Genomic DNA, 20,283 nt, shown 5'->3' on the forward strand with positions numbered 1-20,283 from the left:
GCATTAAAAATTAGTAAACAATTCATATCGGTATTCTGAATCGGGATTTACTGCTTTCAATGAACTGGCCAATTTGTAACCACTTTGATTGCTAAGCAATGTTTTTAAACATGCATCGCTTGGTGTGTAAATTACTTGGCCATTTTTTATCAAGGAAGTCAAAATAATAATTTCCGGTCTTTCCGTTAGAATTTGATGGCAAAATTGATTATAGCGTTGCTGTTTCGGGTAATGCGCCATGGATAAATTATTCAGGCAATAAGAATCAATATAATGAAGTGGACTCATATAAGGAATCAAACCTGAATCACCTAACACAACCCTGTAACCAGCCCGCCCATGATCTGTTAACCATTGAATAACCGACATTCGTAGCTGCTCGCCTCGAACAGGATTTTCGCTAAAATAGCGATATTGTGCCAAAGACATCCAGGGCATAAACAGAGCAAGCACAGCAAATAAAACAAGATAAAACACAAATGAGTTAATGGCCTCCTTTTTTTTGAACCAACACAAATAAAGCTCGAACAGGCCTTTAAAGGCCAAAGGTAGGAACAATACAAAGGCTGGTAAAAAAAGACGATTATCAAAAGCCACAACAGGATCTGCATCGCGTAACATAATCAGATAAACAATACTGGGTAGGCATAAGAAAAGATAGCGTTTATCCCATTTCAGTATCAAGGCAGGAATAGACAAAACAGCAAAAGGCCCAATTAATTTAAGATAATTAACATCCAGTTCATATAAAAAGGTCTCTGTAAAACCTTTACAGTACACCGAGTTTGGGAACAAATAGCCATAATAATGCAAGCGCCAGAGAAAATAAGGCAGATAGAAGAACAGTATAGAAACAACAAAGCACAGCACCCCTTTCCTATGACGAGATAACTGGGTATTAGGCTTATCCCAGCACATTAAAATAAAAAACACGATCATCAAAGCAGGTGCTTCAGGACGAGTCATTCCTGCCAGGGCAAGAAAAACCCCTGCAAAAAACAAGCTGAAACATCGAATTTCGCTTCGTCCTCCTGGAGATAAAGCATATCCTAGTCCCCGAAAAATAAAATAAACAGAACCACAGATTAAAGCTTGATAGACAGTAGTCTCAAACCCGCTCACAGCCCAAATGATTTGTCCCTTGTATAATAATAAAACGATACAGGGTATCAGAGACTCACGTTTTGAAAACCAGAATCTGGTGATCAGAAAAAGAAAAAAACAAGTACCCACCAAACCAAGAAAACCGGCTATTTTTAAAGAAACAATTGGATTTCCATTGAACAGTAAAGCCAACGCTCCCAATACAACAAAACTAAAATTGGAATATCCCTCAACTGAAGGTGAGTCAATATTCCATAGTAACCCATCTCCAGAAGCCCAATTTTTGGCATAACGTAAAGAGATGTACATATCGTCTACGGTGAACGGCCAGATAGCCTGAACTTGCAAAACCAACAAATAAAAAATCAGTACGACCCAAATACTGTCGTACCATTTAAAACCAGATTTCATGAGGTCAATGCCATGAAAGTAAGAATGACAAAACAATACAGATTGATTCGCGATAAACGATCGCCGAGAAATACATTAACGGGATCATCATTTTCAACATTCCGGTTGGATAGCCAGGCAAAACGCCACAGAGCAATAGCCGCAAACGGCAGAGTTAATATGAAGAAAAAAGACTCGCCTCGTGCATAAAACGTATAAAACAAATAAGTAACAAAACTGGCTAATCCTGTACCCACTATGAGTTGCTGCAACAGTGCCGGATTATATTTCCTCAATACATTTCGGGTGGAATTCTTTAATCCCAGATGCATTTCCAATTGACGCTTGTTCAATGCGATAAATAAACTGAGCAAGGTTGCAGCGACTATCAGCCAGCCAGAAATAGCAACACCTATACCTACCGTTCCTGCCAGTACTCTCAGCATAAATCCCAAAGCAATACAGGCCACATCAAGTATTGGAATTAATTTTAACACATGATTATAAGCCAGATTAACCAATAAGTAAGCCGTTAAAATAATAGCCAATTGTTTTGAAATCAGGGCTCCAAGAACCAGTCCGGTTACTAATAAGAAAAACAACATAAAAATAGCATCAGATACAGTGATCTGATCGCTGGCCAAAGGCCTATGGCATTTATAGGGATGTAAACTGTCTTCATCTCGGTCCTGAATATCATTATAAATATAGACTGCACTGGAAATAAGACAAAAAGAAAGCGAAGCCAATAAGGCAGGAACCAGATAGCCTGGTACGGGAGTATAGAAATAGCCCAACATAACAAATACAGACTTACTCCAATGCGATACCCTCAGGAGTAAAAAGAAATTAATTAACCTGTCCATAAAACGTACCTTGATGGAGTGATTCTGTAATTCGATCATATTAAACTTCCCAAAACGATTTAAACACCTTAAATCAATTCCCAAACTCGACAAACAACTGGAATGATTTATAAAGCAATCCACAGGTCATGTGGCATCATTAAACCTCACACGGCAATCAGTTTCCCAAGAGATTTATTGTTCTTTACAAGACCACTTCGTGTTGACCATACTTCGATTAACACCTAACCACTCTAAACTTGTTTCAGAACTATCCTCACATTTTTACGTTATCCTCATGAAAACGGGGATGATAAACTTATAAAGAGTAAAGATCTCACGGGCACCAGTTATCGTAGGTCAATACCGGAATGGTGAACAAACTCGCTTAAGAAGAAACCCTTTGCTAAAAGTACCATAATCCTCAAAAAAATCATCATTTCAATAAGTTAAAATACAAATAAAATGAATTGATTGAATTTTATGAATTTATTTAATAAAAAATAACCAAATATGATTGCAATTAACCAATGAATTAGTAATATAAAAAACACATAAGGAAATTCATCAAAGGATATGAGGTCTATTATGCGTTATATTTTACCACCTGGTGCATTCACAAGTATCAATTTTTTACGCGATGATTATCAAAAAGAACGAAAAGTCGACCTCGATAAATCACCATCAATGTTTGGTACGCCCATCATTTTAGGTGGAACAGATGTAGTAGCTCGTGATGCTCAAACAAAATTTATAAAAAAGATGCTGGTCGTCTTTTCCGCCAATTTGCTTCAAGACGATCAAATTCAAGCCATGAGACAAAATGTAGATCTCTGGGCCAGTCAGTTGGAAGCTCATTTTATTGCTTCCAGAATCATGGTTGCTGCCTGTATGTATGTCCAGTCGCAAATATCGAAGCCTAAAAGACATTCAGCCTTGTATAATTTAATTAATCGAGATTTAGGCATTAACGATGAAAACTATCTTGAAGATGACGATAAATTAGTCTGTTATATGGCTGCAAATCGATTTATAAACTCATCACTAATGGCACTAAGTCATGCCAATGAGGCTCTTCGGAAAGCAGATATGTCCCCCTTTTCGGAAGATGAATGGAACAAATTTTCCAAATATCTTAGCGAAACCTGCAAAAAATCGGGTGAGGACAATCCGTATAAAAATTACCCGGTTACTTCAATCACACAACCCATGTTTGGAGCAGCCTTCGCGTATACTGGGGCAACTTTAGGATGTATGGGCGGCCAAATGGTCAGCGATTCAGTCCAAGTAATCCCCCTGAAGTTTCAGCTCACTGCACTTATTGGCAGCTCATTGCTCATGGTTGGGTCTGCAGGACCAATGGGAGTCGCTTTATTTTCTCAGGTTATAGCCTGCAAACTCATTACTACTTTTTGCAGCATCAGCTTGGCTCACATACTGAGCACCGCGATGGGCATAGTAGGTCAAGGAGTGGGCATGGGAGTCGGTTTACCGCTTGATGCAGCCTATAATTTACTTTGGAAAGCTTGTTCTGTACTTGGTGCTTATTATTCTGATACCCCAAATACTACAACAGGTATTCGCATTAAAGACGGAGCCAACATGATCAGTGGCATGGAAATAAAATTCCTCCCAGAATCAGATCCCACCCTGGAACATCATCAGGATCTGCAATCAGTTGAAATGAAAGACGGGAATCTATACATCAATGGTGATCAGTTTGCAATTCCTGATACCGGAATTCAACTTCCCCCGGAAGTCCTTGAAAAGTTAAAACTTATATTAAGTCCTTTGAGCTTTCCAGAAGTAACTCCGCCTGCAAGTTCAACTCCAACTGAAGTTGTTGCGACAATTTAAGAGCACTACTGATACTGTTCCATGATGTGTCCACCAGGCTCCCCAAAATACGGGAGCCTTTTTTGTACTTCATCACCATTCAAAAAAATACGGATTTATATAGAATCACAAGGTCGAATGAATAGATCCAGGTAATCAATAACGCATTGCCACATGTTCTTCACCCAAAGCATTAATTAAAAGCCCAATCAGCTCATCGCTTGGGGTTACGTGCCATTTTTGTGCCAGACTCAGATGTGCTCTTGCATGTTCGTTAGTATAAGAAAACTGCACAACGCAATTACCCGAATGTGCTTTTAAAATGGATTGAATCGCAGGCAAGATAGATTGACTGGACTGACTTAATCTTAATTCAAGGCATCGGGCAAATCTGGTTCTTGCGGATGGAATGCTGTAAAGTTGAGATGCCGTCATCTTTACTCCCCCATTATAATCATCATGGGCGACTTCACCTTCCACCACCAACATGTCTCCTGTTGCCAGAGGTTCACTAAAGAAATCAAATACTTCGCCAAATACAACCACATCCATCCGTGCCGTAGAATCGTCCATGCCAATAATCACTAATTTTTTGCCGCGTTTGGTTATGATTTTGCGAATCGCAGTAACCTGGGCGCAAATATTCGCCTTTTTATGCATGGAAGGATTCAATTGACTCATGGGAACAATAAAATCACCAAACTCACGTCGGTATTGATCAGCTGGATGGCCTGTCAGATAAAATCCTAATACTTCCCGCTCCCCTTCCAGCCGCTGAGCGTCCGACCAAGGTTTGGAATGGATGTAATCCTGTTCATCAGCTTTATCATCCAAGAGGGAAAATAAATCAAATTGCCCGCTCGATTGATTCTGATGCTCTTTTTCAGCTACTTTTAATGCTTTTTCCAGAGAAGCGGTTAATACCGCCCGTTCAACCTGCCAATCATCAAACGCACCGCTTTTAATTAAGGCTTCCAGAACGCGCCTGTTTACCTTGCGCAAGTCCAGCCTTTGGCAAAAACTGAATAAATCGCTATATGCTCCACTCAATGAACGTTCCTGAGTGATACAATCAATAGCAGACTCCCCTACCCCTTTTATGGCACCCAAACCGTAAATAATTGTAGCGTCATCACTTACCGTAAAAGGATACATGGAGTGATTGATGGATGGCGGCAACACTTTAAGTTTCATATGCGCACATTCATCAATAAAAGTAACTACTTTATCCGTATTATCCATATCAGAAGACATTACAGCAGCCATGAAGGCCGCTGGATAATGCGCTTTTAACCATGCCGTTTGATAAGCCACTAAAGCGTACGCTGCAGAATGCGATTTATTAAAGCCGTATCCCGCGAATTTTTCCATCAAGTCAAAAATGTGAGTCGCTACGTCTTCATCTACACCCCGCTCTGTTGCTCCCTTGGTAAAAATTGCACGCTGCTGAGCCATCTCTTCGGGTTTTTTCTTACCCATAGCTCTTCGTAACATGTCTGCTGCACCCAGGGTATAATTTGCCAGTACCTGAGCAATCTGCATGACTTGTTCCTGATATAAAATAACTCCATAAGTAGGCTTTAGAATAGGCTCCAAATCAGGATGAGGGTAATCCACCGCAGCCCGACCATGTTTTCGATCGATAAAATCATCCACCATCCCTGACTGCAAGGGACCGGGTCGGAATAAAGCAACCAAAGCGATGATTTCTTCAAAGCAATCGGGTTGTAATCGGTTGATCAATTCCTTCATGCCACGTGATTCAAGCTGAAACACAGCCGTTGTCTTACAGGCCTTCAGCAGATCAAAAGTGGCGGTATCATCAATGGGTATATGGCTAATATCCACTGGAGGCAAACCAGCCTGTTCACGTTGTTTATTTACTGTCGCCAAAGCCCAATCGATGATGGTAAGCGTTCGCAAACCTAAAAAGTCGAATTTGACCAATCCTGCTGCCTCAACGTCATCCTTATCAAATTGGCTGACGATTTGTGCCGATCCTTCCTCACAATAAATGGCTGTAAAGTCAGTAAGTTGCGATGGAGCAATGACTACTCCCCCTGCATGTTTGCCTGCATTTCGCGTGATTCCTTCCAGTTTTAAAGCAAGATCAATTAATTCTTTAACGTCTTCTTCTTCATCGTAGCGACGCTGAAGCTCAGGTTCTTGCTCCATTGCTTTGCTTAGGGTTATTCCAATTTCAAAAGGAATAAGTTTGGCTAACTTATCAACAAATCCATAAGGATGACCAAAGACACGACCCACATCGCGTACCACCGCCTTTGCCGCCATGGTGCCGAAAGTAATAATCTGCGACACACTTTGTCTGCCGTATTTTTCAGCAACATATTCGATAACCCGATCCCGTCCCTCCATGCAAAAATCAATATCAAAGTCAGGCATTGAAACCCGTTCAGGATTCAAAAAACGCTCAAAAAGCAATTCAAATTCCAGTGGATCAAGATCAGTAATCTTTAAAGCATAAGCCACCAGCGATCCAGCACCCGATCCACGCCCTGGGCCTACAGGAACACCGTTTTGCTTTGCCCATTGAATAAAATCAGCAACGATTAAAAAGTAGCCCGCAAAACCCATGTTATTAATAACTTTTAATTCAATCTGCAGACGCTTTTCATATTCACCCCGTGATGCATTTAACTCATCTTCGGATTTATTGCGAAACAAATGCTTTAACCGTTCCTCAAGGCCCTGTTCCGATAAATGAGACAAATACTCTTCAACTGTAGAACCTTCAGGGATAGGGAAATTGGGCAAGTAATTATTGCCAAGATTCAATTTCACATTGCATCGTTTACTGATTTCCACTGTGTTGGTAATAGCACTGGGCAAATCGGCAAATAAAGCCTCCATCTCTTCTGCGGAGCGTAAATATTGCTGTGGACTGTATTGCTGAACTCGACGGGGATCGGCCAAGGTATATCCTTCATGAATACACACTCGGGCCTCATGGGCATCAAAATCATCACGATCAAGAAAATGAACATCATTGGTTGCCACTATGGGTAATTGCAATCTATCGGCTAAAGCAATTACTTTCTCATTGTATAAATCTTCATCGGCTCTGCCAGTGCGCTGAATCTCCAGATAAAACCGATTTGGAAATAACTTCATCCAATGCAATGCCCTTTGAGTAGCAAGCCCTTCATCATTAGCCAAAAGTGCCTGCCCAATATCGCCTGCTTTGGCTCCGGACAGGGCAATTAATCCGTCAGAATATTCTTCTATCCATTGAAAATGTACTCTGGGATGACCTTGGTATTGCCCTTCCTGGTATGCTTTGGATACAAGACAGGTTAAATTTTTATAACCCTGCGCATTAAGACATAATAGAACAAGAGAAGACGTTACATCAGGTATTTCAGGGTTATGACAAGGAAGATCACTTCCAATAATGGGTTTGATTCCTGCATCAACACCAGTTTTAAAATGCTTTACGGCAGCGAATAAATTACAATAATCAGTCACTGCGACTGCACACATTCCCCGGGACGGTAACGCTTTCATTAAAGGTTTCACCCGAACCAAACCATCAACCAAAGAAAATTCAGTGTGTACACGCAAATGAACAAAACGTTGTTGCATAGGAGGATAAACTCTTTGAAACTAATTAAGGAACTTTAACCTAAATAGCGGGATCGAATCCACTAGCTGTATCAATTTTTCTCTATACTGCATGATTTTTTAAACCAGATCCCACTCCCTGAATTTAAAACTGACTTTGCTTTGCCTATCCTAAAGATTGGTGGGGATCAAAGGCATCCCTAACTGCATCAGCAAACAAATTTATTGCCAGAACCAGGATAAACATGAAAAGAAATGCTGCAAAAATTGGCCACCAAACCACAGGATCACGGGCCAATTCCAATCGAGCACCATTAATCATATTTCCCCAGCTGATGGTCATTGGAGAAACACCCACTCCAACATAAGACAACACCGCCTCCGCCATGACTAAAAAACTAAAATCCAATACCAAGGTAATTACCACAATATGCATCACATTAGGCAGCAAGTGCTTTTGTATGATCGTAAACCAGCTACTTCCCAAGGCTCTGGCAGCAATTACATAATCCACTTCTCGTAATTTCAATGCTTCTGCGCGCAACAAACGGCATAAGCTAGTCCAACTGGTTACCCCAAGGATCAGGCACAATGCCAATAAACGTGCATCCGCACTTTTGGCTAAGGTCGAGAATTGCTCGGGATGGCTGGCAATATAGGTTTGTAACGACAATACAGAGGCCGTGATTAATAAAACACCAGGAATCGAGCTTAAAGTAGTATAAATGAACTGAATCACATCATCTACTACGCCCCCAAAATATCCGGCAACTATGCCTAAAAACAAAGCCAAAGGCAGCATGAACAAGGTAGTCAACAAACCTATAATTAAACCCGTGCGAATACTTTTTACAGTAAAATAAAAGATATCCTGCCCAATCTGCCCGGTTCCAAAGACATGGAATGAGCGTGATAACCAAAAACTCAAAAGAACAGCAAAAGTAAGCAAGCCAACAGTCGATAAAACACTAAACCCTCTGGCGCTTAATTGATACAGTCGCTTCGATTTTGTCGCTAATTTTATAAGAAAAGACAATGCCCAACACCCAAAAGTAATACCTAAACTATAAAGCACGGCACTTTGCAGGGTTGATTTAATGATGTTCGCTTTATCTGCGTCAGTCTTGATGAAGTCAGGAGGATACTTTAAACGGGGATAGACCTGTTTTGTAATACCATCCACCAACTCGGTTTCGGTTACAAACATGTTTAAGGCCAAAGGTGCAGAATAGGTCTTTTCATAAGCCGTACCCAGCGGAGCTAAAATTTTATCCAAAAGTGATTCTGCAATATCAGAACCTGTTTCGCCTGTTTTAAAATGGATGGAGTCCAATACTCCAATAGTCAAAAAAAGCAATAATACAATCGCAGCGCTTAATGCCATAGGCCTATGCAAGATAATGAAAAACGATAATCTTATGTGTTGCTTTCGCAAGCTCAGCAGCGTGATGATCACCCCTAACGTCAGCAAGAAAAGAAAACAGATGTCTGTCCATAGAAATTCAAAGCTCATGATTCAACTCTCAAGTTATATTCACCGCTCATCAACCCCAATTGTCTCATGATAATCGTACACGCGGATCAACCAGCATATAAGAGAAATCCGTCATAACCAATCCAATAATATAAAGAATCGACCCCAGAAAAACCATAGCACGAACAATGGCAAAATCCTGCTGCTGAATCGCGTCTATGATGTAACTCCCCAAACCAGGCACACCAAAAAAGGATTCCAGCACCAGACTCCCCATAAAAAGTGAGGGAATAATTACAACGACTCCAGTCAAAATGGGCAACATGACATTTTTCAAAACATGTTGGAACAAAACCCGTTGATCCGACAATCCTTTGGCTTTAGCTGTTTTAACGTAATCCTTATGTATTTCTTCCAAAAACAAAGTTCTATACCATCTGGCTCCAGAACCTAATTGACTTAACACGGCAACCAACACCGGAAGAATAATAAATTTAAGTGCTTCAAATCCCCCATCGTAACCAGATATCGGAAACAAACGCAGGATTTTTCCAAAAAGATACTGACCGCCGATGATATAAAAAAGACTGGAAATGGACATTAAAATGATGCAGATAACGACTCCGCTCAGATCCAGATAAGAGGTGCGAAAAAAAGCCATCCCCATGGCAAAAAAGATGTTAATCAGAATTCCAAATATTAAGATAGGAACGGCAATCGCCAGACTTGGCCACATTCTGTAGGAAATATCATGACTAATATCCCTTCCTGAATCAGAAACACCAAAATTAAAAGTAAACAGCGTCAGCGATTTTTGATAAAACAAAGTCTCTACAAAACGACTGATTCCTTGTTTATTCTGGTTAAAAAATAAAGGCAAATTATAACCATGAGCTTCTTTCCAATCATCAACCACAGTTTGCTCTACGTGTTTATTCCCCAAATGCATGCGAGCAATATCATCAGGTGTATTGATCATAAAAAAAAGAACGAAAGTTAACAAATTGATTACAAACAAAATGGGAATTGCATAAATAATTCTTCGTAATAAATAAATCAGCATGATAATTTAGACCTCGTTGCTGGTTGTTTCTCTTTTTTTCGATACGCAATAATCAAAGGAAGAGTTAATGCCACTAACAAAAGCACGATGACAATCAATGGCCAAAATACCGGTTGATTCCAGGCCTCATGTAATTTATTACGTTCTTTGGTATTTATAGAAACATATTTTAATGTACCAAGCGCAATGGCATTCGGTTTCACATTTGAAACCCAACTTTGAGATAAAATGAAGTCCTCGGGATGCATACCCCAGATCCATGGAGCATCATAGCGAACCAACTGCACCATCTTATCGATATATTTCTGTCTGAGCTCATCATTGCTTCGGTTTTTCATTAAATCAAACAAACGATCAAACTCAGGATTATTATAATTGGCCGCATTTTCACCGCCAAATTGAACTTTTCCATTTTTACTGTACAGTTGAAACAGGAAATTTTCAGGATCAGGATAATCCGCATTCCAACCCCAGCTAAATATCTGGGCATTGCCTAGGCGCATTTTCTCCTGAAAACGATTATACAAAGTCGCTCGGATGTTCAAATCTATACCAATGCTGGCAAATTGTTTTCGCATCCAATCCAGCATTGATTTATCTTCAGGGCCGCCTTTGGTGGTCACATCATAATGCAAAATCAACGCCTTTCCGGTCTTGGGATCGATACCATCTGGATATCCTGCCTGCCTCATCAATTGTTTTGCATCAGCCAGGGAACGTCGTTGACGGATATTATTGTTCCATTTGTAGATATAGGGATTGATCCCCTGCTTCCCTTCTCTATAACCAAAAATCCCCGGAGGTATTGGGCCTTGCGCAGGAATACCACGACCATTAAAAAATATGGCAATGTTTTCATCGTAATTAACCGCAATAGAAATAGCTTGTCTTAATTTACGCGCTCGCTCGCTGCGTCCGCCGACCACATTGTCCAGCATATTAAAACCCATATAATAGATATAAGGTTCCTGGGTTTGGGTTAAATGTAATTTTTTATCCACCATTTCCTGACTTAAAATGGCTTCTCCAAAACGATTAATATGGATTGCCTGATCAAAACTGTCTGCACTGACGCCGGAAATATCATAGTATCCTTGCATGAATTTATTCCAGCGAGGGATGGATTCTTTTTCAAGGGTGTATACTGCCTTGGCAATAAGAGGTAATCGTTTGCCTATATTGGTTGTATATCCTTCTCGTCTATCCCTCTCGGAAGCATCAACAGGAAAATAGACTTCACGATAATTCGGATTTTTTTCTAAAACCATTTGTCTGTTTGGATTGTTTTGCGTCAACATAAAAGGACCTGTTCCCACTGGATACCATCCAAATGATAAATTTTTATCATCCATACCCTTCTGAGAATAAAACAGATCGGCTTCCCAGGGTACGGGAGAAAAAAACGGCATAGCCAACCAAAATAAAAATTGCGGGTACTGCCCTTTTAAAGTCAGTTCAAAGGTATAGTCATCAATTTTTTGTATTCCTCGCAGGGGGTACTGTCTCAAATCGATGAAGTGATTATTGGACAAAGATACCTGGGGAACCGTTTCACCAAACTCCTTAAAACCCTCTATATAATGACTCATCAATCCATAAATCGGCGAATTCACACCTGGATTCGCCATGCGTTTTATTTGATAAATATAATCATCAATAACCAACTCCCTGGTATCTGCATATTTAAAATCAGACAACTGATTGATGTCATGGTCATCAAGATAATCTTCTGATAAATGATGGTAAAGATAATCACCCTTTTTATTTTTGGCAAAGGCAGGATGAGGCTGATAGAAGATGCCTTTCTTGATTTGAATGGTATAAACACTGTACGAGGGATTAATCTGTTCACCAGCAGGAATGGGATTGCGTTGCTCATCCAGATACCTGATTTGAGGTAATTGCGTGGCCGTTAACGGAATTAATTGATAGGGTCTTAGATAATAATCATACTCCAATAATGGTTCATAAATCTGCGCTATGAAGACATACTCATTGGATGAATAGGATTTTGCCGGATCCAGTGTTTTAGGCTGCTCATTAAATGACGAATAATAAATCGATTCATTTGACTCGCTTTCTGGATAGGGATTATTTAACACCCAGGAGCCAGCAACAGCCAAGCCAAAGCTGGAGTGCAATAAAACCAACAAGATTACGATAAAAGAAAATCGCCGCACTTAAATTCCCTGTGCCCAAAATAATAAACTATTCATCAGAGTATATCCTTATCTCAAACTGATTAGCGAGTGTCATGTTCTTTACGATGACAGCATTTCTCTAAAATTCTCTTCATCCAAAACGGTGACGCCTAATTCATTAGCCTTGATCAATTTGGATCCAGCCTCGCTTCCAGCGATGACATAATCTGTTTTTGCAGAAACACTGCCGCTCACCTTAGCTCCCAAGCCTAGCAACTGAGCTTTCGCTTCTTCTCTACCCATAGATTCCAGAGTTCCAGTCAAGACGACGGTTTTTCCAAAAAAGGGATTATCCTGATTCATCTGTTTTTTCTCAGCTTTTGGCCAATGAACACCAAGTGCGAGTAAACGATTAATCACTTCCATATTGTGAGGTTGGGCAAAAAAATGAACGATGTATGAAGCTCCCACTGGACCTATATCACGAAGATTCATTAAATCCTCCACGGTAGCGGATTGAAGCATTCCAATATCCGAATAGTGATCCGCTAAAACCCGAGCACTGGACTCCCCTATTTCTCGAATTCCTAAAGCGTACAGAAATCTATTGAACGTTGTATTTTTACTTTGTTCCAAAGCAGCCAAAAGATTTTGCGCCGATTTCTCCCCCATTCTGGGTAAATTCGCTAAAGTAGGTAAATCAAGTTCATAAAGATCAGCCAGGTGACGAACCAAACCTTCATCCACCAATTGCTCAATTAATACGGAACCTAAGCCTTCAATATACATGGCCTTACGCGAAGCAAAATGCCACATCATCCTTTTTAATTGTGCTTTGCAAAACAATCCACCAATACAGCGAGCTATGGCCTCGCCCTCCTCACGAACTACATCTGAACCACAAACAGGGCAATGCTCCGGAAGTTTTATGGCTTCAGTGATTGCAGGACGTTGGGTTAAAACTACAGAAACCACTTCTGGGATGACATCTCCAGCACGACGAACAATAACGGTATCACCAATACGAATATCCTTTCGAATAATTTCATCCATATTATGCAAAGTAGCATTACTGACTGTAACACCACCTACACTCACAGGAACCAGGCGTGCCACAGGAGTTAAAGCGCCGGTACGACCGACTTGAAAATCGACAGCCAGCAATTGGGTCATTTCTTCAGACGCGGGAAATTTGTGAGCACAGGCAAACCGAGGGGCTCTTGAAACAAAACCCAATTGCTGCTGCAAGGGAATGCTATCGATTTTATAAACAACACCATCAATTTCAAAAGGTAATGATTGCCTTTTTTCTAGCATATGATGGTAATAGTCGAGACATCCTTCGATTCCCATTTCTTGTTTTGATTCATTAGATACTCTAAAACCAAAATCTTTAAGCAACTGCAACTGCTCCCAATGACTGTCAGGGAGTTTGTAACCTTCACATGCACCGATACCGTAACAATAAATTGCCAATGGCCGGCTAGCTGTTACTGCCGGATTCAATTGCCTTAAACTGCCTGCGGCGGCGTTTCGTGGGTTAACAAAAGTTTTTTCGCCGGTTTCCCGAGCCTTTTTATTGTATTCTTCAAAACCTGCTTTAGGAATATAAACCTCACCTCGAATTTCAATCAAACGAGGCGGATTGTCAGTTCTCAATTTTAAAGGAACAGAACTGATCGTTTTGATATTAGCAGTAATATTTTCTCCTGTAGCGCCATCTCCCCGAGTTGCTGCGTGAGTTAAAACGCCATGCTCATAGGTCATGTTCACCGCCAGCCCATCCAGCTTGGGCTCACAGGTAAATAGTAATTGTTGATTAGGCTCATCCAGCTTGTCAGTTGCTCTCTTTATAAATGCTTGCAACTCGTCATCAGAAAAAACGTTTGAGAGAGATAACATCGGTTGTTTATGAGAAACCGGCATGAATGCATCAGCAGGTGTTCCGCTGACTCTCTGGGTTGGTGAATCAGGTGTTAAAAATTGAGGGAACTCAGCTTCCAACTGTTGCAATTCCCTGAATTTTCTATCGTATTCGATATCAGGAACCAAGGGTTCATCAAGAACATAATAATGATGATCGTAGGTTTGAATTAAATCTCTGAGAGTTTTAATTTGCTCTTGAATTTCATCGTTACTCATTGAAAAGATTCCCGATTTTAAAAAATCCAGTTTATCACTTTTATTCATACTTTCGAACAATAAAAAAGGACACTTTATACTTCATCGTGTCCTGCTTGAATCCAGAATCATAATTATGATATAGATACGTTTCTGATTTTGATAAGGTATTTAAGAAATGGACCTTCAACGCAAAATAATCGCTCTCTGCTTGTTTTTATTCTCAACCTTAATCCAGGCTCTTCCAGAAAACACCCCCAATCCAGGTATGGCTTTAGTTCATGGGACCCGTGATCATAGAGAAGATGCCTATGGCGGATATTGGAAAGCAGACTTTATCGACAGTATGTCAAAAGGATTGGCCAAGCCGGAAAATTTATTAGTGGTCCATTGCGATTTTAGCCAGTATATGTGGCATGAAGATGCCGCGAACTGCGTTGCAGACCAGCTCCTTGAATTTATTAATGGAAAAAATATCAGCTCCATGACTGTCTATACCCACTCGGATGGCGCCAATATTATTCGCTGGATACTCTCCAATCCGACTTATGATGGCCGATATTTGTCCCTGAAACACAAAATAAATCAGGTGATTGCGATCGCGCCTTCCAGTTTAGGAACACCATTGGCGGATGAAATACTAGGCGGTGGCGTTTTTGAAACCAGCCTTGCCTGGCTGCTGGGTTATCTCTCTGATGCAGTGAAACAACAGCGTGTAGGCGATATGCTCATTTATAATGAAGAATTATTATTAGGTGGAAAAGGTCGCCCCTCTCTGTCAACACCATTCAAAGTAATTGTAGGTACCGATGTTTATGCCTCCCCCTTATCTTCTGCAAGTTATTGTAATGGCTATTTGCTCAATAGCGGTTTAAAAATAACGAAATTGTATCTGGACACTTGTGCAGATGGCTTTTTAAATTGCACCTCACAATTGGCTGCTGGCGAACTATGGTTTTACGATAGAGATAAAACCGAAAATAACGCGCCGTTAAGCCATAACCAAAGCCGTCACTCCTGTTTTGGCTTTGATCAAGTTTTGATAAGTGCCTTATCTACAGAAGGAGCTGTACAATGAAAACAACTCAACTCGTATTAATCTCTGCATTATGTTTTACCCAGGCACATGCGCTGACCTTGCCAAGACAACCTGTAAAATCCTATGAATGTGATGTGTGCAGCCAATTATCCCATGAAAATTTACAAGATAAATGGAGCATATCCAATGAGCCATTGGATCAGAAAATAAATAACAGCCAAAAAAGTTACGGTTATAAAGAACGCATCAGCATGGAACAGCTTCGTGCTGGAGTAAAGATCACGACAACAGCCCCGGGAGCGATTGTTCGTATTACTCCCATGCAAAATAAACTGGTTCCACAACTTTCGATTAAAACTCCTAAAAATCAATTATTGAGTTTACAGGACGCATCTGCCTTATACAGTCAGGATGAGCCATTTGGAGATAAAACCTTATCGACCAAACATCAAACCATGCTGCAAATAAAGCCTGAATTGGGTTTTGGAACATTCATTCTTAAAAGCGATGAAGTCTCATTAAAAGATGCAGATTCCTATCTGATTAACGTGTATGACAAATTTTCCCCAACGTATCTGGAAGTCCAAACGGATGCCCTTCATTATCAATATGGCGATAAATTAACGGCACAAATATCTCTGATTGATGATTATGCAGATTATGATGTTTTTGATATTAATGCGACGCTTATAGGACCAGGAGGACAATATTTCCCTCTGAACATCAGCAAAATTAAAAAAAATCAATTTGAAGCTACTGCTCTATTAAACTCGGAAACTAATGACCATGGTGAGAACTGGTATGTTGAAGTAAACATCCTTTCTGAACATGGACATCAACTGGTACGGCGTAGCGGACACACCGCATTTTCTTATTCAGTACCCTCTGCCAGCATGCTGAACGTTAAAAAATTATCATCAAAACCATTAACCTTTGTCGCAACCCTTGATGTCGCTACTGCAAGCCGCTATGCCTTGCAAAGTGTCTTATACCGAAAAAATAGCAAGGGTGAAGCCATACCTGTTGAAACGTCCCAAAAGGCACAATGGCTTGAGCCAGGAAAGCAGATTATTCAATTTACCTTTGACAATTCCAATCAATTATCAGACGATAATCTTTATTTAGGCTATTTACGCTTGATAGATTACGGTCAGCTGAAAACTGTTTACCAATACAATCAACCTATCAAGCTGACCCAATTAGTGGAATAATGCATGATATCTTTTTCATCCTTCACCCTTACTGAGGGCCTAGCATATGCTATTGCCCTCCAACTTATCCTGACACTCTGGTTTATCAAAAAACAACATCAGCAAAAAGCGTTGACCGAAAGTATTAACGAAAAAATCCAGCAAGCCCTTACTGCCCAACTGCACCAGTTGCAGTTGGATCTGACACAATCCTACCAAAGCAGTCAAAACAGCATTAATGAGAAAATAGCTCATGGACAACTGATTACCCAACAAATCATCAGTGATACCATACAAAAGCAAATGACGGATGTACGAGAACAGATGAATCATAGCTTTCAACAGCATGCCAGTTCTCTTACCTCTCACTTACAACTTCTTACTGAAGAAATAAGAACTCATCTGCACAGCCTGACTCAACAGGTCAATCACAAACTGACCGAAGGTTTTGAAAAGACCTCATCCACTTTTATTGATGTAGTCAAACGACTTACCATTATCGATGAAGCACAAAAGAAAATTACAGAGCTGTCCAATCATGTAGTCAGTTTACAGGATGTTCTGGTAGACAAAAAAGCGCGCGGAGCCTTTGGTGAAGTACAACTTGCAACATTAATCAGCAATATGATCCCAAGCACGCATTATCAAATGCAATATACTTTGAGCAACCAAAAACGAGCAGATTGTATTTTATTTTTACCTGAACCCACAGGAAATGTAGTAATCGATGCCAAATTTCCCCTGGAAACCTACCAACGTCTAATCAACACAGATGCCATGTCCGTTGAAAGAAAATCCATTCAACAGCAATTTCGACAGGACATCCAGAAACACATTAAAGACATTGCAGAAAAATACATCATTCCTAATGAGACAACAGATGGTGCCATGATGTTCATCCCGGCTGAATCCATTTTTGCCGAAATACATGCGAATTACCCCGACCTGATCTCCTTATCGCAACGCTTAAAAGTATGGCTGGTCTCGCCCAGTACCTTGATGGCTGTATTAACTACGGCTAAAGCGGTACTTAAAGATGACGCAACTCGAAAGCAGGTACATATTATCCAAAAGCATTTACACGCTCTTGCAGATGATTTTCAACGATTTGAAAAACGTATGGATAAACTGTCCAGGCATATTGATTTAGCTCATCAGGACGTCAATGAAGTCAATACTTCGGCAAAAAAAATCACCTCGCGTTTCCAAAAAATTGAAGCAGTAGATATTGAATTGGATGAAACGGAATTAGCTCAAGTAGAATTAATCGAAACAGCATAACCAAAAGGAGTTATCCTTGCTAAAACGTGATATCTCGACAGTGAATATATTAGTCGCTGCTGCTGGTGGAATGATTGGTTCGGGTTGGCTGTTCAGCCCTTACATCAGTGCCCAAATGGCTGGAAGCAATGCGTTGATAAGCTGGATCATTGCTGCTCTGTTCATGTTGTTTATTGCCCTGCCCTTATGTGAACTGGGTACTATGTTCCCTGTCTCGGGAGGCATGTCCAATTATCCAACCTACACTCATGGACAAGAAGTGGGTTTTTTATTTGCCTGGACTTCCTGGCTCTCATACGTCGTGATGACGCCCATAGAAATACAGGCAATCCTGCAGTACTCCAGCCATTTTTTTCCAACACTGATTATTGACGATCCTGCTACGCTTAAGTTGTCAGGAACAGGCTATATTGTAGCCATCGGCATTATGTTATTTGTCGTATTGATCAATTCATACGGGATCAAATTACTGGCAGAATGTAATAAATACGCCAGCCTCATCAAATTTGCCCTGCCCAGTGTGGCTATTATTGCACTTCTTCACAGTGCGCCAGACCTTGGAAACATCAGTCTGAGCCTGGGAGATAAAAGCAGCTGGGTCAATATTTTTTCCGCACTTTCCGCTGGTGGGGTTATTTTTGCATTTACCGGTTTTCAAAATGGACTGATTCTGGCGGGAGAAGTAAAAAATCCGCAACGCAATATTCCAATTGCCATATTGGGCGCTGTTCTGGTTGGCTTTCTTCTTTATTTTATGTTGCAGTTCAGTTTTATTGCAGCCATGCCTCAAAAATATCTGACGCAAGGCTGGGGCGCTTTAAATTATCCTGGTGATAGTGGCCCTTTGGTTGGGTTGGCTTTATTGTTGGGACTGGGGATCGTCGCTACTCTGTTAATGATAGACGCTGCTTTTTCACCTTTTGGTACTACCCTTGTCTATACCGCTGCAACGTCACGAATTGTCTACGGCATGGCTTTGAATAACCATTTACCCAAATTATTTTTAAAAGTAAATCGCCACAACATTCCCTATATCACTCTTTACGCCAATTTCCTGGTTGGCATTTTATCCTTTTTACCCTTTCCCGGATGGCAAAAACTGGTGGCATTCCTATCCTCCGCAAGCATTCTTTCTTACAGCATAGGCCCTATCTGCCTTCTGGCAATGCGTCAATTACAACCTAATACCCACAGACCATTTAAACTGGCAGGCAGCCTGGTGTGCTCTCATCTGGCGTTTTATTTTTGTAATTTAATGCTGTATTGGTGTGGATTTACTATTTTATGGAAACTGGATGTCGCGCTATTGATAGGCCTTTTAGTCTGTGTCGCTTATCATAGAAAAAGCTTCATCCTTCATAATTACCCCTTGTACTGGTTTATATTTTATATGTTTTCCTTGCTTTTGATTTCTTACCTTGGCTCTTTTGGAGGAATTGGTGTACTTAAATTTCCGGTGGATCTAGTGTGTCTTCTTCCTTTAAGCATCATCGTTCTTCATCTGTCTCAGATCGTTTTAGATATTGAGGGACATAAAGAAGTAGACTTTAACCTGGAAACCATACCGACTTAGCAGGTAAGCTCGTTTGTTTCTAATCAGCACCTTATTACAACCGAATTTGGGAGAGTACAATCCTGTTTGCACGCAAACAGCTCTGTAGAAAACCAAAAGCCTGTCATGTCCACGCAGACGGGCAACCATTTCTAGTTTGGCACTAAAGTAAATTAAGATAGCTCGCTGGGAAATTAAATGCCTGTTCGGCTGTTTTAAGGTACGTGGATTTAACTTTGGAGACACGCATCTCACGCATAAAAAATTCATATAAAAAAATGGTTGCACTCTTGGCCGTTCCATTTAAATGGGCTCATCGTACTGGCGAATGGCAGAACGAGAAAAAACCAATAAACAGGGCTGGCCTGCTGTTAGTCTATATCGAGCAATACAATCCCCAGTGGTTTGATTTGAGTTTCGGATTATTTTGGTGGATGGTTGCCCGCCTGCGCGGGCAAGACAGTTTTTTTGTCAGGTACAGCTCAACAGGTTACAAAATTGAAGAGCATAAAGAAATAACCTTTGAACTGGAGTCCATGTCGGCTTAAGTCGCTTCACTCGCCCCTCACTATCATTAAGCTAATCCTTCGAAGCCCGTATTACGCTTTGCTAATTCGGGTTAGGAAAATAGCCAATCTACAATGAATAATCCTAAGCTTAATGAC

13 protein-coding genes are annotated in these 20,283 nt (G+C 40.6%); 6 read left to right on the forward strand and 7 right to left on the reverse strand.

The genetic code is table 11. The features are described 5' to 3' along the window. Positions 1–3: 3 nt before the first annotated feature. The gene (locus ELY21_RS11615; RefSeq protein WP_127109680.1) at positions 4–1,515 is read right to left on the reverse strand and encodes a protein LphB; all 1,512 of its coding nucleotides are present in this window, start codon (positions 1,513–1,515) and stop codon (positions 4–6) included. Further along, positions 1,512–2,399, reverse strand: a complete 888-nt coding sequence (locus ELY21_RS11620; protein WP_127109682.1) for a decaprenyl-phosphate phosphoribosyltransferase — start codon at positions 2,397–2,399, stop codon at positions 1,512–1,514. The genes ELY21_RS11615 and ELY21_RS11620 overlap by 4 nt, the downstream gene beginning before the upstream one ends. A 528-nt stretch (positions 2,400–2,927) precedes the next feature. Here ELY21_RS11620 and ELY21_RS11625 point away from each other — a divergent pair. Then, a complete protein-coding gene (locus tag ELY21_RS11625; protein ID WP_127109684.1) occupies positions 2,928–4,196 on the forward strand; it encodes a type IV secretion protein Dot in 1,269 nt (422 codons plus the stop codon). 135 nt (positions 4,197–4,331) lie between these two features. Here the strand turns inward: ELY21_RS11625 and dnaE are convergent, their stop codons facing one another. The 5 genes from dnaE to ligA all read right to left on the reverse strand — a co-directional run bounded on the left by dnaE (position 4,332) and on the right by ligA (position 14,577). Then, a complete protein-coding gene (gene dnaE / locus ELY21_RS11630) occupies positions 4,332–7,778 on the reverse strand; it encodes a DNA polymerase III subunit alpha (protein ID WP_127109686.1) in 3,447 nt (1,148 codons plus the stop codon). Between the two features lie 145 nt (positions 7,779–7,923). After that, positions 7,924–9,270 carry an ABC transporter permease gene (locus tag ELY21_RS11635; protein WP_127109688.1) on the reverse strand — a complete coding sequence of 449 codons (1,347 nt, stop codon included), beginning with the start codon at positions 9,268–9,270 and terminating at the stop codon, positions 7,924–7,926. A 46-nt stretch (positions 9,271–9,316) separates the two neighbouring features. Next, entirely contained in the window at positions 9,317–10,294 is a 978-nt protein-coding gene (locus ELY21_RS11640) for an ABC transporter permease (RefSeq protein WP_127109690.1), read from the reverse strand. Then, positions 10,288–12,456 carry an ABC transporter substrate-binding protein gene (locus tag ELY21_RS11645; RefSeq protein WP_233588708.1) on the reverse strand — a complete coding sequence of 723 codons (2,169 nt, stop codon included), beginning with the start codon at positions 12,454–12,456 and terminating at the stop codon, positions 10,288–10,290. Before ELY21_RS11645 ends, ELY21_RS11640 begins: the two co-directional genes overlap by 7 nt. A gap of 99 nt (positions 12,457–12,555) precedes the next feature. Next, positions 12,556–14,577, reverse strand: coding sequence for an NAD-dependent DNA ligase LigA (gene ligA / locus ELY21_RS11650; RefSeq protein WP_127109750.1), 2,022 nt, complete (start codon positions 14,575–14,577; stop codon positions 12,556–12,558). A gap of 157 nt (positions 14,578–14,734) precedes the next feature. Here ligA and ELY21_RS11655 point away from each other — a divergent pair, with 157 nt between their 5' ends. The 5 genes from ELY21_RS11655 (at position 14,735) to ELY21_RS11675 (ending at position 20,166) form a co-directional block, all read left to right on the forward strand. Continuing rightward, entirely contained in the window at positions 14,735–15,634 is a 900-nt protein-coding gene (locus ELY21_RS11655; RefSeq protein ID WP_127109694.1) for a hypothetical protein, read from the forward strand. After that, positions 15,631–16,806, forward strand: a complete 1,176-nt coding sequence (locus ELY21_RS11660) for a DUF4785 domain-containing protein (protein ID WP_127109696.1) — start codon at positions 15,631–15,633, stop codon at positions 16,804–16,806. The genes ELY21_RS11655 and ELY21_RS11660 overlap by 4 nt, the downstream gene beginning before the upstream one ends. 3 nt (positions 16,807–16,809) lie before the next feature. After that, a complete protein-coding gene (locus ELY21_RS11665) occupies positions 16,810–18,066 on the forward strand; it encodes a DNA recombination protein RmuC (protein WP_127109698.1) in 1,257 nt (418 codons plus the stop codon). Positions 18,067–18,082: 16 nt separating this feature from the next. Further along, positions 18,083–19,639, forward strand: coding sequence for an APC family permease (locus tag ELY21_RS11670; RefSeq protein ID WP_127109700.1), 1,557 nt, complete (start codon positions 18,083–18,085; stop codon positions 19,637–19,639). A 215-nt stretch (positions 19,640–19,854) separates the two neighbouring features. Continuing rightward, positions 19,855–20,166, forward strand: coding sequence for a hypothetical protein (locus ELY21_RS11675; RefSeq protein WP_158618554.1), 312 nt, complete (start codon positions 19,855–19,857; stop codon positions 20,164–20,166). The last annotated feature ends 117 nt before the right edge of the window (positions 20,167–20,283 follow it).

Source organism: Legionella sp. km535 (assembly GCF_003990085.1).
In the GTDB taxonomy this organism is placed as follows: Bacteria; Pseudomonadota; Gammaproteobacteria; order Legionellales; family Legionellaceae; genus Legionella; species Legionella moravica.

Coding starts and splice junctions, on each gene's coding strand:
- ELY21_RS11615 (WP_127109680.1), bottom strand. CDS start 1,515: ATGAAATCTGGTTTTAAATGGTACGACAGTATTTGGGTCGTACTGATT.
- ELY21_RS11620 (WP_127109682.1), bottom strand. CDS start 2,399: ATGATCGAATTACAGAATCACTCCATCAAGGTACGTTTTATGGACAGG.
- ELY21_RS11625 (WP_127109684.1), top strand. CDS start 2,928: ATGCGTTATATTTTACCACCTGGTGCATTCACAAGTATCAATTTTTTA.
- dnaE (WP_127109686.1), bottom strand. CDS start 7,778: ATGCAACAACGTTTTGTTCATTTGCGTGTACACACTGAATTTTCTTTG.
- ELY21_RS11635 (WP_127109688.1), bottom strand. CDS start 9,270: ATGAGCTTTGAATTTCTATGGACAGACATCTGTTTTCTTTTCTTGCTG.
- ELY21_RS11640 (WP_127109690.1), bottom strand. CDS start 10,294: ATGCTGATTTATTTATTACGAAGAATTATTTATGCAATTCCCATTTTG.
- ligA (WP_127109750.1), bottom strand. CDS start 14,577: ATGAGTAACGATGAAATTCAAGAGCAAATTAAAACTCTCAGAGATTTA.
- ELY21_RS11655 (WP_127109694.1), top strand. CDS start 14,735: ATGGACCTTCAACGCAAAATAATCGCTCTCTGCTTGTTTTTATTCTCA.
- ELY21_RS11660 (WP_127109696.1), top strand. CDS start 15,631: ATGAAAACAACTCAACTCGTATTAATCTCTGCATTATGTTTTACCCAG.
- ELY21_RS11665 (WP_127109698.1), top strand. CDS start 16,810: ATGATATCTTTTTCATCCTTCACCCTTACTGAGGGCCTAGCATATGCT.